Origin of the sequence: Mesorhizobium sp. Pch-S, assembly GCF_004136315.1 — a bacterium.
Lineage (GTDB): Bacteria > Pseudomonadota > Alphaproteobacteria > Rhizobiales > Rhizobiaceae > Mesorhizobium.
The window spans coordinates 4,110,388-4,126,633 of sequence record NZ_CP029562.1 but is presented as its reverse complement, the minus strand read 5'-3'; the positions used below and the strand labels follow the sequence as shown (position 1 = coordinate 4,126,633).

General features: G+C 62.7%; 8 protein-coding genes. 7 read left to right on the top strand and 1 reads right to left on the bottom strand.

Features of this window, described 5'->3' with window-relative positions:
- Positions 1 to 27 precede the first annotated feature (27 nt).
- Complete coding sequence (locus C1M53_RS19305) at positions 28 to 558, bottom strand: tail fiber protein (RefSeq protein ID WP_129413707.1); 531 nt, start codon at positions 556 to 558, stop codon at positions 28 to 30.
- A 235-nt stretch (positions 559 to 793) separates the two neighbouring features.
- Here C1M53_RS19305 and C1M53_RS19300 point away from each other — a divergent pair, with 235 nt between their 5' ends.
- The 7 genes from C1M53_RS19300 (at position 794) to C1M53_RS19270 (ending at position 16,220) form a co-directional block, all read left to right on the top strand.
- On the top strand, positions 794 to 6,958 hold the full coding sequence (locus C1M53_RS19300) for a putative Ig domain-containing protein (RefSeq protein WP_129413706.1): 6,165 nt from the start codon (positions 794 to 796) through the stop codon (positions 6,956 to 6,958).
- Positions 6,959 to 7,268: 310 nt separating this feature from the next.
- Positions 7,269 to 9,383, top strand: a complete 2,115-nt coding sequence (locus C1M53_RS19295) for a multicopper oxidase domain-containing protein (protein ID WP_129413705.1) — start codon at positions 7,269 to 7,271, stop codon at positions 9,381 to 9,383.
- On the top strand, positions 9,370 to 11,370 hold the full coding sequence (locus C1M53_RS19290; RefSeq protein ID WP_129413704.1) for a tyrosinase family protein: 2,001 nt from the start codon (positions 9,370 to 9,372) through the stop codon (positions 11,368 to 11,370). The genes C1M53_RS19295 and C1M53_RS19290 overlap by 14 nt, the downstream gene beginning before the upstream one ends.
- Positions 11,371 to 11,407: 37 nt before the next feature.
- Positions 11,408 to 14,053: a LodA/GoxA family CTQ-dependent oxidase gene (locus tag C1M53_RS19285; RefSeq protein WP_129413703.1), complete on the top strand. Its 2,646-nt coding sequence runs from the start codon at positions 11,408 to 11,410 to the stop codon at positions 14,051 to 14,053.
- Positions 14,054 to 14,055: 2 nt separating this feature from the next.
- Positions 14,056 to 14,472 (top strand): hypothetical protein, encoded by a 417-nt coding sequence (locus C1M53_RS19280; RefSeq protein WP_129413702.1) that lies wholly within the window; start codon positions 14,056 to 14,058, stop codon positions 14,470 to 14,472.
- Complete coding sequence (locus tag C1M53_RS19275; protein ID WP_129413701.1) at positions 14,453 to 15,613, top strand: FAD-dependent monooxygenase; 1,161 nt, start codon at positions 14,453 to 14,455, stop codon at positions 15,611 to 15,613. The genes C1M53_RS19280 and C1M53_RS19275 overlap by 20 nt, the downstream gene beginning before the upstream one ends.
- Positions 15,588 to 16,220 (top strand): DJ-1/PfpI family protein, encoded by a 633-nt coding sequence (locus C1M53_RS19270; RefSeq protein ID WP_129413700.1) that lies wholly within the window; start codon positions 15,588 to 15,590, stop codon positions 16,218 to 16,220. The genes C1M53_RS19275 and C1M53_RS19270 overlap by 26 nt, the downstream gene beginning before the upstream one ends.
- The last annotated feature ends 26 nt before the right edge of the window (positions 16,221 to 16,246 follow it).

Genomic DNA, 16,246 nt, shown 5'->3' with positions numbered 1-16,246 from the left:
TGCAGAGGTTGCGCTGGCTGGCCGATGTCACGAGCGCGACGGGTAGATTCCGTTCATCGCGATGTTGTAGTTGATCGTCTCGTAAGGCTGGATGTTCGGGTGTGACTGATTGCCACCGACAAAGGTAACGGTCGGAGTCGCCAAGGGAACCACACGGCCACCCGGTGCGGCATAAATTGCATTCGTGGTGGTGCCATAAAGCGCGTTGCCGGGGCTGCGTCCGGCACCCGCTGTCGTGGTTGCGTTGCCGACATGATTGTGTGCCGGCAGTTGCTGGACGAGCAGCGTGACATTCTCAGCGCCGCCAGTTTCTCCCAACGCATAGGGTGAAGGCTGCCAGGACGGATCGACCGAGGATCCAAACCCGACAGGTGTGCGGCTCTGCAGGTTGGGTAACGCAAAATTCGTCGTGCCGTTGCCACCGTATACCGTACCCAGAAGCGAAAAGAGCGCTTGATTCTGGGAGATCGACACAATCGCCCCATTACAAAAGGCGAAACCCTTTTGCGCGAAAGCAAAACCGGTCATCATGATCTGCCCGAGGAAAACTTCGGCCATTATCTCCCCCAATCACCCAAGCTCAAGACATTATATTGATATTGCTCACGATTCATGGATTCTGCAAGTGTATTTTTAAGCTCAAGGTGGACATGAATAAAACTTCATGATCTACTTCGAGTGGGAATCCACGATAGAAATCGTGCAGGCATTTCGAATCCATCGGTACATTTGATATCGAAGAATTCTCCGACTCGGCAATAAAGCGTACAAATTTCCGGCATGGGGGCATGCATTGAACTGGAATACAAAGTATCGCACCGAGCGTGCGCGTACGCTTGCAAGCGGCTTCGTGCTGTGGTTGGGCATGCTGGCGCTTGTTTGCCTCGCTGCCGGGGCGGCCTCTCCGGTACAGGCGGCTCCGTCGGTCGGGTGCCCCACACCTATTGCCATCACAGTGGTGTCTGGTGGCAGCAAACAAATCAATGCGTCGTCATGCGACCCCTTCGGCACAAACCCGCAAAGCGACGTGGTGCAACCCGCGCATGGACATGTAACGATCGATAATGCCGCCGCAGGATTGCTGACCTATGTCAACAACGGCGATGGTGCCACCACGGACACCTTCACCTTCAAGGACGCCTCTGCTGGTGTCGTGACGGTCAACGTTACGATCACCCCCGCCTCCTCGCCGATTACCGTCAGCCCGGCAAGCCTGCCAACGCCCCAGATCAGCGTTTTCTATGATCAGACCCTGACATCCGCCAATGGCACGGCGCCCTATACCTACACTCCGGGTGGCGGCAGCCTGCCGCCGGGGCTCACCCTTGCGACAAACGGCAGGATTTCAGGCACTCCGACCGGCTCAGGTCCCTACAATTATACCGTGCACGTGACGGATTCGACATCGCCCACGGCATTGACGGCCGACAAAAGCTACAGTTTCAGCGTTCCCGGACCGACAATGGTTGTTTCGCCGGCCAGCCCTGCAGCTGGCGCGCAGGGTATTGCCTACAGCCAGCAATTCAGCACGAGCGGCGGTACTGCGCCTTATGCCTACACTCTTGAAACAGGCACCCTGCCGCCTGGATTGTCACTGTCCGGCGGCGGCCTGCTTTCCGGCACCCCAACGACCCTGGGCAGCTTCACCTTCACGATAAAAGTGCAGGACAGCACCACGATCTCGACTGGCGGTGTCTGGCTGAAACTCCACACCGTAACCGTCGACATCAATGCCGCGCCAACCATCGTGGTAGCCCCGACAACCCTGCCGGGCGGAGCGGCTGTCGGATCGGCCTACAGCACCACCGTCACTGCCAGCGGCGGCGTATCTCCCTATACATTTTCCGTCATCTCAGGCTCGCTTCCCGCCGGACTCACGCTCGCTCCAGGAGGCACGATTTCCGGCACGCCGACTGCGGGCGGAACGTTCAACTTCACCGTCAGGGCCACAGACGCCAGCGGCGCGCCCGGGCCGTTCAGCGGTACTCAGCCCTATTCCCTGACGGTCGCCGCACCGACCATCACGCTGCCGGCCACGACTTTGGCCAATGGCACGATGGGCGCGGCTTATTCGGCCACACTCAATCCGGCTTCCGGTGGCACCTCGCCCTATACATATGTCGTCACAGCTGGCGCGCTTCCTCCCGGCATCACTCTGTCTGCCTCAACCGGCACCTTGTCCGGTACACCGACCGCTGCCGGCAATTTCAACTTCGCGGTCACCGCAACGGACAACAGCACAGGCACCGGCGCTCCCTATTCCAGCGCGCCGCGCGGCTACGCTCTGACAATCGTCAACATCCCGCCGGTCGCCAATCCGGTTTCAGCCACTGTTGGCTACAACAGCGGCGCCAATCCAATCACCCTCAACACCACAGGCGGGACACCGACTTCCGTCGCGATCGGCACTGCAGCAGCCAACGGGACGGCCATCGCGAGCGGGACATCGATCACCTACCAGCCCAATACGGGCTTCCGCGGCTCGGATTCCTTCACCTATACGGCGACCAATTCGGCGGGGACTTCGGCGCCGGCAACCGTCACCATCACGGTCAGCAATCCGACGATCACCGTCACCCCATCCAATGCACTGACCGCGCAGATCGGCGTCGCCTATACGCAGACCTTCACCGCATCGGGCGGCGCTGCGCCATACACACTGGCGGTAAGCGGCCTACCGGCCGGGCTTTCCACAACGGGGACGACCTCCAGCAGCGTTACTGTCTCCGGAACACCAACCGCGGCCGGCAGTTTCAACCTCGATGTCACGGGCACCGACAGCAGTACCGGCACCGGTCCGGTCTCGATTTCTCAGCCCTTTACCCTGTCGGTGAGCGCACCAACCCTTGCCCTGACGCCGCCGGCGGGAACACTCAGCGCGACCTATGCGACAGCATACAGCCAACAATACACTGCCTCCGGCGGTACAGGGCCTTACACCTATACCGTCAGTGCCGGAGCACTGCCGGCAGGCTTGTCGCTGGACCCCACCTCCGGTGTGCTCTCGGGAACACCGACCGTAACGGGACTGTTCACCTTCTCGGTTCGGGCAACGGACAGCAGCACCGGCACCGGCGCACCGTTTGCCCGGACACAGAACTACGTGATGCAGGTCGCAGCACCCTCCATCGTGGTTTCACCCTCGACGCTGACAAACGCCACGGCAGCTTCGAGTTATTCCGCCACCTTCACCGCATCCGGCGGTATTGGGCCCTACACATTCTCGACCGTACCGGCCACGCTCCGGGCCGGGCTGTCATTGGCCACGGATGGCCAGCTCACAGGCACGCCGACACAATCCGGCACCTTCGCATTCACGGTCACGGCAACCGACGCCAACGGCCAGACAGGCACACGGCCTTACAATTTGACGGTCGGCCTTCCCAGCCTGACCGTATCGCCCCCCAGCCTTCCAGACGGCTCGGTCGCGTCCGGTTACAACCAGACACTGTCGGCAAGCGGCGGTAATAGCCCATACACCTTTGCCATCACGTCCGGTGCGCAGCCTGCGGGGCTGACATTGTCCACGACCGGCACGCTGTCAGGCACACCGACCGCCCCGGGTACCTTCAACTTCACCGTGACGGCGACGGACAGCACCACAGGCACGGCCGCCACCGGCAGCACCGCCTACTCGGTCCAGATCATCGACATTCCGCCAGTCGCCAATCCGGTGTCCGCCACTGTCGGTTACGGCAGCAGCGCCAATCCGGTGACGCTGAACATCACCGGTGGGGCGGCGCTGTCCGTCGCTATTGCCACATTGGCTGACCACGGCACCGCCACGGCAACCGGCCTGTCGATCAGCTACACGCCCACCCCCGGATATCGTGGCCCTGACACGTTCACCTACACCGCGACAAACAGTGGTGGAACCTCCGCGCCGGCGACGGTCACCATCACCGTCGGCGATCCGACGATCGTCGTGAACGCCTCCGGTCCGCTCGCGGCGCAGGTTGGCGCTACCTACACCCAGACCTTCACCGCATCCGGCGGCGCGGCGCCATACACCGTGGCGGTAAGCGGTTTGCCGGCGGGGCTTTCCACCACGGGGACGACCTCCAACAGCGTTACCGTCTCCGGGACGCCAACGGCGGCCGGCTCCTTCAATCTCACCGTCACAGCCACCGACAGCAGCAGCGGAACCGGTCCCGTATCGATATCCCAGCCATTCACGCTGACCGTCGGCGCGCCGACGCTCGGACTGACGCCACCGGCGGGTACCATTCCGGTGACCTATGGCGCAGCGTTCAGCCAGCAGTTCACGGCATCCGGCGGCACGACCCCCTACAGCTACACCGTTTCTGCCGGTACACTTCCCACCGGCTTGAACCTCAGCGGCAGCGGCGAGCTTTCGGGAACCGCCACCGTGCCAGGTTCCTACAATGTCACCGTCAGGGCGACGGACAGCAGCACCGGAGCCGGAGCGCCCTTCTCGACCGATGTCAGCTACACATTGCAGGTCGCGACACCTGTTGTCGTGGTCAATCCGACAACGCTGGCGAACGCGACAGCCGGTTCAAACTACTCGGACACCGTGACGGCAACCGGTGCGGTTGCTCCCTACAGCTTCTCGGTGACCGCGGGCACACTGCCGCCTGGCATGGTGCTCGGTCCAACCGGAGCGCTGTCGGGCACTCCGACGGCAGCCGGCAATTTTTCATTCACGATCACGGCAAGCGACGCCCACGGTCAAACAGGGTCACGCCCGTACACCATGACCGTTGCCGTACCCAGCCTGACCATGCTGCCGCCCAGCGTGCCATCCGGCACCGCCGGAACCGCTTACAGCCAGACATTGACGGCAAGCGGTGGCAACGCGCCATATACGTTCTCGGTTACCGCGGGTGCGCTGCCTACCGGCCTGACTTTGTCTGGGGCAGGCCTGCTTTCAGGCACGCCAACCGTCGACGGCACCTTCAACTTCACCGTGACGGTGACCGACAGCACGACCGGAACCGCCGGCACCACGAGCGTGGCGTACACGCTTGTCATCGCCGCCCCGACCATTACGCTTTCTCCAGGCGCTCTGCCGGACGGCCAATATGGCCTCCCCTACAACCAGGCGCTGACCGCAAACGGCGGCAGCACGCCCTACGGCTTCGCGGTGACAAGCGGCACACTGCCGCCCGGCATATCCCTGTCATCGGCCGGCGTCTTCTCGGGCACCCCCACGGTCGTCGGTTCATCCACTTTCACGGTGACGGCAACGGACCATCTCGGCTACACGGGGTCCGCAGTCTACACGCTGGCGATCGCCAACAACCCGCCGGTCGCCAATCCTGATACGGCCCAGACACTCGATGGCCAGCCTGTAACCATCAACGTCCTCGCCAATGATACCGGGACGATCACCGCGATCGCGATCGTCAGTGCGCCGGGACACGGCACCGCCATAGTGAGCGGCACCGACATCGTCTACACGCCTGGCGCCTCCTTCACCGGCTCCGACAGCCTGCAATACACGGCGAGCGGTCCGGGCGGAACGTCCGCGCCGGCATTGGTAACCGTCAATGTCAGGCCGCGTCCGGTTGCCGTCGCGCAGAGTGTCACCACGATGTCGGGCAAGGCAGTCGTTGTCGATCTTGCCAAGGACGCCAGCGGCGGTCCGTTCACCAGCGCAAGCCTGGTTTCGGTGCCACCATCGTCATCCGGTACGACGTCGCTCAACGGCTACCAGATGACCTTCACGCCGACGACGACGTTCGAAGGCACCGTGACGGTGACCTTCACGCTCAGCAACGCCTACGCAACCTCGGCGGTGACCGCGATCACGATCAACGTCCAGGGGCGGCCCGACCCGACGCGCGACAGCGAAGTCATGGGCATCCTCAACGCGGAGACGGCCGCGACACGCCGCTTCGCAAACTCGCAGATCGGCAACTTCCAGCAGCGGCTGGAGGGGCTGCATGACGGTGACAATGGCCAGGAACCCACCGACACCCTGGCCTTTGTCCAGGGCATTGCCCTTTCCTTCAACAGCACCTGCGGCAAGGACGATCTGGTTCCGCACGGCGAATCCTGCGGCAGCCGTCAGGTAGCGGCCGAAAAGGACTTGCCCTTCAAATCGTATCTGGACGACAGCACCACGGCGAGCACACCTGGCGGCTTCGGCACCGGCAGCTTCGGCCACAGCAAGGTGACGATCTGGACGGGGGGTTCGATCAACGTCGGCGACCGGGAAGGCGATGACGGCTACAAGTTCGAGACGACAGGGCTCAGCGGCGGCATCGACTATCGATTCAGCCGTGCGTTCGCGCTCGGGCTTGGTGTCGGCTACGGCCGGGATGTCAGTGACATCGGCGACAATGGCAGCCGCAGCACCGGCAAGGCCTACACGGCAGGGCTCTATGCCAGCTACCACCCGGGTCAGAACTTCTTCATCGACGGCCTGCTTGGCTACCAATGGCTCTCGTTCGATTCCAAGCGCTACCTGACATCAGGCGGTGGCTTCGTCACCGGTGAGCGCGACGGCGGTCAGTGGTTCGCCTCGGTCTCGGCGGGCGCCAAGTATCAGGTCGAGAACTGGCTGATTTCGCCATACGCGCGCCTGGACGTGGCTCGCGCCACGCTGGATGCCTTCACCGAAAAAGGCGATCCGTCACTGGCGCTGCATTATGGCGAGCAGGATATCGACACCGTCACCGGGAACCTTGGTCTGAGGCTGGCCTATAAGATCCCCGTCAGCTTCGGCGTGATCACGCCGCAACTCAGGCTGGAGTATCAGCATGACTTCCAGGGCGACAGCGCGATCACGATGAACTACGCGGACATGTTCGGCGGGCCGTTCTATCACACCTCGATCGACGGATCGGCAAAGGACCGTTTCATGCTCGGGCTGGGGATGAACATCCAGACGACGCAGGATTTTGCAGTCCGGCTCGAATATCGCGGCCTGTTCGGCAGCGATGGCGGCACCGACAACGGCTTCCTGATCAACCTGGGCAAGAAGTTCTGATCTGAAAGATCAACTGCGTTGTGACACAGCCCTGTTCGTCTCACCGCGCAAGCAGCAGGACAGTACGTCAAATGAAGGAGATGTGTTCAGTATCCGCCGTCTCAGCGGACGCGTAACCTTCAGCCGGCTTTTTACAAATAGAACGAAATTCTAACTGATTTGATTATGAGCGGTATAAATGTGACATCAGGAAATCCCGCAAAGTCTTACGACAAGTAAAATTTCTCGCTCTACAGGGCAAGGCGCTGGACATGCATCAATATCCAGCGCAGTATGTTAGCAGTTTATAATATATCTGAAGGGGAGCCCCATGCTGCGTGGAGGATCGATGGCGCGTGCGCGGTTTTTTGCGGGGGTTTTTGTCGGCAGCCTGACACCCTTCGCGGTGCTGCCCGCGATGGCCGAGATCATCAATCCGCCGGTATTGCAGGACGAGCGCGAGCCGATCGCCAAACCTGTTCTGAAAGAGCTTGCTCCGGCCGCGCCGTTGCCCGGCAACACAGCGCCAGTACGCGGGGATCGCCTGCTCAATCTCAAGATCCAGTATATCGACAACCAGATCTACAATCCGTCGACAGGCGGATACGACAAGGTTCATCTGCGCGGGTACACCGGCAAGGGTGTCGATCCCAAGGCGCCCTATGTCTCGCCGACGATCGAGGCGACTCCCGGCGATACAGTGCGCGTCACATTGGACAACCAGCTGCCGGCGGGCCCCCAGCCAGGCGACCCCGGCTGTATGCCTGGCGGACAAATGCCCGACATCCCGCATTGCTTCAACGGAACCAATCTGCATACGCATGGGCTGTGGGTAAGCCCGTCAGGCAACAGCGACAACGTGCTCTTGTCGATCAATCCGCAGACGAAGTTCACCTACGAATACAACATCCCGTCCGATCACCCTTCAGGCACGTTCTGGTACCACACCCACCGTCACGGCTCCACCGCTCTGCAGGTGTCGAGTGGCATGGCAGGCGCACTCATCATTCGCGGTAACCGTCCGCCGACGCCTTCCGCGCATGGTGACCTCGATACGCTGATCCCGACCTCCGCGATCCCCGAGCGGCTGCTGGTGATGCAGCAGATCCAGTATGCCTGTCGTGCGCCGGCCGCGAAGCCCGGCGAGTTGGGTCCCATCAAGCAGGATATCAACGGCCGGTACATTTGCGACCCGGGTGATATCGGCGGCATCGAAGGTTACGACCAGTTTGGCCCTGGAACCTGGCCGGCCTCCGGTCGGTATACGTCGCTGAACGGCCAAGTGTTTGATGCCAACAACCCCCTGACCGCCAAACAGGGCCAGATCGAACGCTGGCGCATGATCCACGCCGGTGTGCGCGACACGATCAGCCTGCAATTCTTCAAGGTTCTCGACGGCAAGTTGCAGCCTGGCGCAAAGACGCTGCTTCAGGCTGACGCCAGCGCCGCCTTCATCAAGGATACATGCGACACGAAACCCGTGCCCTACATGCTGGTCGCGGCCGACGGCCTGACGATGGCTTCAGGGCAGATGACCAAGGTTGCAACTCTCCAGCCCGGCTACCGCTTCGACGCGCTTGTGGTGTTTCCAGAGGCAGGCCGTTATTGCGTGATCGACTCCTCGGCGCCGAAGTCGGGCGTGGTCAACGGGCTCAACGTCGAGCCACAGTTGCTCTCGATCGTGGATGTCGCAGCCGGGACGCCGGTCACCAACGTCGAGACCTACCTCAACAACAAGCTGGTTGCGCTTGCCGAGACCAACATGCCGTCCAACGTCAAGGCAGCGGTGGTGGCTGACCTCAAGGCCGGCACAAAGCTGACGCGCTTTACGCCGCATCCCGACGTCACCGACGAAGAGGTCAAGGGCAATGGTACCCAGGAGCTGACTTTCTTCATCGACACGACCGGAAAGGACGTGAAATTCGAGGTCGGCAACACGCTCAAGACAGCCGATGTAAGGCCTTACGACCCAACGCGGATCGACCGCCAGCTGCCACTCGGCAAGGCGCAGGAATGGGTGCTGCAATCCCATTTCGTCAGTCACCCGTTCCACATTCACGTTAACCCGTTCCAGATCGTCTCGGTCATCGATCCCAATGGCAAGGACGTCAGCGCGGCGGGCGCAGTCGACGATGCCGGTGGCGAGCCCTTCGATCCGCAATATCCGGGGTTGAAGGGGGTCTGGAAGGATACGCTGTGGATCAAGAGCCTGATCCCGCAATCGCTGCCGGCCGGTTTCTCCGGCATCTACACCATCACACTGCGCACACGCTACGAACGCTATATCGGCGAATACGTACTCCACTGCCATATCCTCGATCACGAGGACCAGGGCATGATGCAGAACGTGGCGGTGGTGCTGCCCGATCAGGTGGTTGGTCCGCAAGGCAGCGCCATGTCCATGCAGATGGACGGCCAGATGGGTGGTCACGATGGCCACAAGTGACGCGCCGCGATCCGAACCGACACCACCCTTCACCTGGAGCGACGTCGAGGCAATCCTCATCGCGGCCGGCGGCACCGAAGGGCCAGGCAGCCTGACGGGGCTGGCCCTGCCGGAGTTCCTGGGACTGCAGTTGCACGGCATGCCGCTGATCGCGCCACTCACCACCACATGTTGCGGCACGAGCGATGCCAGGGGCCGCGGCGCGCGCTCGGCACTGATCCGTGGTTTGCGCGGGCTGCCGCCTTTCGACGGCAAGCAGTTCCCGCGCCTGCCCTGGGGTGGCTCGCCCATCGCCGACGAGGATATCGACCGCATCGAAACCTGGATCGAGGAAGGCTGTCCCGGGGACCTGATCGAGCAGATTGCGCTCGCCGGTGAGGTCAGCGTCCCGACCGAAGCGCGCGTCGAGGTGAAAGGACTTCCCGGCCCGGTCTTCGGCCCGGCGTCGGATCCAGCAGCCTGGCGCTATGCCAAGGGCGAGTTGCGGCAGCGCATGGATGTCGATGTGCTGAGCGAACCGCAGAAGGAGCGGCTGCGCCATGCCTTCCGCGAACTCTACAAGCTGAACAAGTGGGTCGGCGACAAGCGTTCCTACAACAACCTGGCCCTCATCCATCAGAACCACTGCCAGCATGGCTGGGAGCGGTTCCTGCCATGGCATCGCGTCTATCTCTATGAATTTGAACAGGCGCTGCAGGATTTCTGCCCGGATGTGACGATGCCGTGGTGGGATTTCCCGGCGCAGCGCTACAAGCCTGAAGACCCGGCCAATGGCGCGATCCTTCCCGATGCCTTCAAGGGCTATCTCACCGAAACTTCGGCGCGTTTCCTGCGTGATCATGGCTTTCCGGCCAGCGTCGACACGTTGGTCGGACAGCTCTGGGCCAACCCGACGCAGGCCTACGATGCCGTCAGCGCCACGTGCGGCAAGGAGTATGTGGCCGGCGAAAACCGCAAGCGCCTGATCGACGCGCTTCTTGACGCCAATTCGCTCTGGTATCCGCTGCGCTATTCCGGCCAGTTCGGCAAGGGCACGATCAACACCGTCATCCACTACCACTACCCGGCGCAGGAGGATATCGACGAGATCCTTTCGCTGCGCACCTTCCGCGATTTCGGCGGCGGCAGCCTCTATGTCGACAGTTTCGGCTTCCTCGACCAGAACCCGCACAACACGATGCACATCTGGACCGGCGGCATGAACCCGGCTTTCAAGACGGATGCGCCCACCGATCGCAACAGCGCGGTGCGCGTCGCCGGCCGCAAATTCCACCAGCGTGACGATCTCTATTCCGAGCCGCAGTTCGGCGACATGTTCTCGAACCTGACCGCGTCCTATGATCCGATCTTCTGGCCCGTCCATGCGAACATCGACCGGCTCTGGTGGCGCTGGCAGCAGGATCACCCGGACGGCCTGCCGGCCGATCTCGATTCGGCACTGACACCGTGGAGTTATGCGGTGCGCGACACACTCGACATGAGCCGTTTCGGTTATGAGTATGTTCGCGGCGGATGCCTGATGCCGGTCGGCTTGACCAATCCGGTCGGCCGTTTCGTCTCGGCGCCGATCGCAGTGCCTGATGCGACCAAGAGTTTCCGATCGGCCGAGGTGCGGCTGCACCGTGTACCGCAACTGCCGCGCTCCTGCTTCATCCGTGTGTTCCTGAACACGCCGGACGCCGATGCCAGCACACCGCTCAACGTACCCGGCTATGCCGGCTATGCCGCCGTGTTCGGACATGGCGAATGTTATGGCGGACCTGGCCATTGCGAAATTCCACCGGCGGAAAACCGCAAGTTCGACCTGCGCGAGCGCAGCATGAACACGCCTCGCAACCACCGCATCGACGTAACCCGCGCCGCGCGGCGCTTGATCGCTGCCGGCGCCAAGAGCCTGACGGTGAGCCTGGTCGTAATCGGCGCTTCTTACGAAGAGGACCGCGAGCTTTTGAGGCTCGACGGCGTCTCGCTCAACTTTCTCGACTGAAACAACATGTGGCCGGCACAGGCTCAGGGGGACATCGATGGCCGACCCAAAGATCTATCGCATCCATCCCGCAGTCGGCATCGCCCGGCTTGGCGACAGCCCGGAAGCCTTCTGCATCACACCGGAAAAGCCCGCGCAATTGCCGATCGAATGCGACGCCAACGGCAACGCCGCCAAGGGCGACGCGCCCATCAAGCATTTCAAGGACAGCAAGGGGCGCATCAAGCGCCAGGCCGCGCGGTTTCAGATCTTCGCCTATGACGAAGCCCATCCCGAAGGCATTGCGCTCAGGATCGGCGATCACATCGAAGGTGGCGGCAATCGCGGCAAACTGGTCGATATCCAGTGGCGTGTTCAGCTCGCCAACAAGAAGGCGGCATGGTTCACCTTTGACGGCCTGCGTGGCGAGGCCGGCTATCCCGATGGCACGCCCCTGCGCAATTCCGGCATCACCGATCCGGTCGAACGGCAGAAACTGATCATCGACGCCGGCCCGCAAGCCATCGATTGCACCTCGCGGCGCAAGGCGCGTTTCGGCCGCGACACCAACCCGGCCTACGCCGTCACCTTCCCGCCGGCGGGAATGGCGCCGAACGAGATCGACACGCTTGGCGACATGATGACGGACGACGACGGCCGGCTGCTGGTGCTTGGCGGATACGGCAACAGCGGTTCGTTCCTGAGCGGTTTCGGTCATCCCCGCATCGAGACCTATGCCAACAGCGACGGCTGGTTTGACGACATTTCCGATGGACCGGTGATGGCGCGGCTGGTGATGATGGAGGAGCGTGTCCAGGCACTGCGCTACATCGATGTCGAATACCCGGCCTGGGTTCTGGTCGGCTACCCGCGCTACGCGCCGGAAATCCTCGACATGATCACGCTGGAAGACGTGGTCGAGGATATGTCGATCCGCGAATTCGCCTACCGCACCGACATGTATGGCACCGCCGGCACCTTCGATGCCCCTCAGAAAATCGACCCGACCGACACGGCGGCCCTGCTGCATTGGAAGGCCGGGCCCGTGGAGTGGAACCCCGCCTATCGCCCCTGGTTCTGGCGCGACATCTGGCCGATCATTTTCCGTGCCGACGAATTCTCCTATTTCGCCAACATCCTTCAGCAATCAAACTTTCCGCACAACCAGACCAGCCGCGGAACCTTCGATCCCTATCGCCTGTGCATCCCACCACGGATCGCACCGCGCGCGCTGGCGCAGAAGGAAGCGCGCGCACAGGCCGACCACGTCGGCGGCCGTCTGCTCGAGAGCGTGGTTGAACCGAGCCTGATGCTGCTCGACGCGACCCAGGCGCCAGGCACGGCAAATGACGCGGTGGTCGGCGATGCCGGCACAGCACTCAAGGCGGCGGCGGCGGCTTTCAGCGCTGCCGTATGTGCGCCACGGGATGGTGAAACGCCGCGTGCCTATGCCATGCGCTGGCATCAGACATTCAGCGAGAACGACACGACGGCGGACGACGCCTATGCGACAGCCCGCGATGCCTATGACGCGGCGGTCACCGATGTCATCGCACGCATTGCCGCTGCCGCGGCGGCGCCACGGAAGCGGATGCTGGCGGTCGCCCGCCCCTCGTCGCGACAGGAACCTGCAACGCCGGACCGCACGACTGATCCTGACGAGCCGATCGCGGCGGCGCTGCGGCGGCTGGCGTTCGAATACCGATCCGGACAATTGCTCGACCGGTCACTTGCCGCAGCAGGCAGGGACGCGACCACCGACCCTGGCCGCCCCGCGCGGCAATATCTCTTCAACCTGTTGCGCAAACCCGGTGAGGAAAACCTGTTCCGGCTGGAAGCCAATCCGGCGACACGGACCTATCATCTGCCGTTGATGCCCTTGCTCGCCGGTGACAATCCGATCACCAACAAGACGGTGAGCAAATTCCTGCGGCTGACCGACACGCAGCTGTTCCTGCTGCGGCAATGGGCCGATGGCATCTTCATCGACGAGGTGGAGGCGGGCTTCGCTCCGGCGATCGATCCATGGCAGCCCTACGCGGACTGGAATGTGCCGGGCGGCCGCGGCCTGGATCGGGGCGTGCTGTCGAACGGCCTCGGCGGCGCGTTCTGCCCAGGCGGCGAAGTGACGTGGATCATCCGCAATCCAGCGATCTGGCGCGAGCCCTATCGCATCAAGGCCGACCCTGAATGGTACAGCTTTGCGCTGACCGCGGCACAGGAGAATGCCAACCGCTGGGGCTCGGGCGTAAGCGAGGAAGGCTATATCGCCTATGCATCCGACCCGCTGTCCCAGGGCAGCGATTTCGATACCGGCCTGCAGCCGGGCGATCTTACCAAGCTCAGCGGCCTGCCTTGGCAAGCCGATTTCAACGAATGTTCCACCCAGACGATCGACGTCACCTATGAGGAGTGGAACGTGCTGTATCCCGACAGCGTCGGCGACACGCTGCTCGAACGCGAAAGACGGGTATGGGAGACCCTGTGGTGGCCGGCACACCGGCCAATGCAGACCTACTATCCCACCAAGGACGGTCTTCAGTTCCGCAACTGGGCGCGCGGCATTCCGCAGACGCTTGCCGGCGACCTCAAGATGGTGACCGAGTGGTCCAAGCTCGGCTTCATCGTTCGCAATCCCGCGGGCGGGCTCGACCAGCCCTCGCCTGCTGAAAAATACATCTGCGTCGAAGATTCCGGAGAATGAGGATGAGCAACCCCTTTATCGGCAACTGGACCTATCGCAGCTTCCTCAACGACCCCGATATCAGCAAGGCGGCCAACGACCTCCTGTTTGGCGAAGGCACGCTGGCCATCGTGGAGAAATCCGAAACGGAACTTGCCGGGACTATCGGCGGACCGGGATGGTCGCTCGATCTGCGCGGCAGCTTCGGTTACGGCTCTCCCATGCAGGTCCGTTTCCAGGGCAAAGGCGTGGTCGGCGGCGAGGAATGGATCTACGACTATATCGGTTGGCTCGTACCTGTCTGGCCGAACAGCACCGATCGCCTGGAGGTGCCGGCGATAGTCGGCTCGGTTGTGCGCACCATCCCGCACTCGGGAGACGGCGGCAGCACCAATCCAGCCGGGGTCGTGGCCTCCTTCTATGCTGTCAGAGCAAACTGACTTCGTTGTCATCGGCGGTGGACCGGCCGGTGCAGCGGCGGCACTGATGCTGCGCCGCCACGCGCCCGGGCGGCGGGTGGTTCTGATCGAGGCGGGACGGCACGACCGACCAAAGCCGGGGGAAGTGCTGCCGGCGGTAGCGCAGGGCCTGTTGCGTCAGCTTGGGGCCTGGACGCTTTTTTCGGACACCGCCTTCGTTGAAAATCGCACGCTGGTTTCTGCCTGGGCGGACGAACCGCCCGGTGAAAAGCACAGTATCTTCTCCGCCCACGGCGCAGGCTGGCATCTCGACAGGGCACGGTTCGACCGGCTGATGCTGCGCGCCGCTGAAGTGGCGGGCGTCGAAGTGTGGCTCGGAACAGCAGTACGATCGGCAACGCGCGAAAACAGCGGCTGGCGACTCAAACTGGTTGATGCAGACATCATCGCACAGGCAGTGATCTGGACGACTGGCCGCGGCTGGGGACTGGCGCGGCACTTCGGCGCAAAGGTTACCGCGCACGGACACCTTGCCGCCTATTCCCGCTTTTTCGATGGCGCCCCCGGCGACTGCCGGATGGTCGTCGAGGCTCGTCCCGAAGGTTGGTGGTACAGCGCCGATCTGCCGGGCCGGCACCGTGTGGTGGCATGCCTCACTGATCCCGACTTGGGCAACGGACTGCGTCAAGCCGACCATTGGTATCGCTCCCTGGCTGCAACGCAATTCGTCGCGCGGCTCCTGCCGGCCGGGGCGCGCGAAATCACAAGCCTGGTCAAGCCGGCCGGAACCGCCACGATCGATCCGGCCGCCGGCGAACGTTGGGTTGCTGCGGGGGACTGCCTGTTTGCAGCCGACCCACTCTCATCGCGCGGGATCGTACACGCCCTGCGCTCGGGTATCCTGGCAGCCTACGCCGTGTCGGACATGCTGGAGGGGCGCGAAAACCTTGCCCGTGCACGGTATTCGATGATCGCGGCTCAAGGCTTCAGCGACTACGTCCCGATGCTCGCGGCCCACTATGCAGCGGCGGCACGATGGGACACCCCTTTCTGGCAGCGTCGCATTCCCTTGAAAGAAAATGCGACGGCAACTCCACGGCAGATCATGCACATTTCGGATGGAGAGGATGGATCACATGCAACTCGGCATCCCGGTCTATGACGGCGTCAACCTGCTCGATGTTGCCGGTCCTCTGGAGATGTTCTCCTGGGTCGACAAGAAAAAGGGATTGGAGACGGTTCTCCTGTCGATAGACGGCAGACCCGTCACCTCGCTGAACGGAGTGCGCTTCGACGCCCAGGCCAGCTTCGCGGCAACGCCAACGCTGGACATCCTGTGGGTGCCTGGCGGCGCCCCTGATGCGCTAGGGACGATCATGAGCGACCCGGCATCACCCTATCTCGCCTACCTGCGGCAGGTCGCAGCCAAGGCGAAATGGGTCTGCTCAGTCTGCGAAGGTGCGCTGCTGCTGGCTCGGGCCGGGCTGCTGGACGGCCACAAGGCCACGACACATTGGGCGTTTGTCGACTGCCTGCGCCGTTTTCCCGCCGTCAAAGTGGCCAGGGGTCATCCCCGTTTTGTCGAATCCGGCAACCGACTCACCGGCGGCGGCATATCTTCAGGCCTCGATGAGGCGCTGCACCTCATCGCGCGGCTTTTCAACGACAAGACCGCAACCGAAGTCCAGGTGACGACCCAGTACTTTCCGGTGCCTCCGGTTGCAGGGAAAATCCCGTCGAAGGCACCGGCGTGCATGGTTCATTGGTGATCGGCCTTCGCTCGCGAAATGCGGGC

Coding starts and splice junctions, on each gene's coding strand:
- C1M53_RS19295 (WP_129413705.1), top strand. CDS start 7,269: ATGCTGCGTGGAGGATCGATGGCGCGTGCGCGGTTTTTTGCGGGGGTT.
- C1M53_RS19285 (WP_129413703.1), top strand. CDS start 11,408: ATGGCCGACCCAAAGATCTATCGCATCCATCCCGCAGTCGGCATCGCC.
- C1M53_RS19290 (WP_129413704.1), top strand. CDS start 9,370: ATGGCCACAAGTGACGCGCCGCGATCCGAACCGACACCACCCTTCACC.
- C1M53_RS19305 (WP_129413707.1), bottom strand. CDS start 558: ATGGCCGAAGTTTTCCTCGGGCAGATCATGATGACCGGTTTTGCTTTC.
- C1M53_RS19275 (WP_129413701.1), top strand. CDS start 14,453: ATGCTGTCAGAGCAAACTGACTTCGTTGTCATCGGCGGTGGACCGGCC.
- C1M53_RS19280 (WP_129413702.1), top strand. CDS start 14,056: ATGAGCAACCCCTTTATCGGCAACTGGACCTATCGCAGCTTCCTCAAC.
- C1M53_RS19270 (WP_129413700.1), top strand. CDS start 15,588: ATGCAACTCGGCATCCCGGTCTATGACGGCGTCAACCTGCTCGATGTT.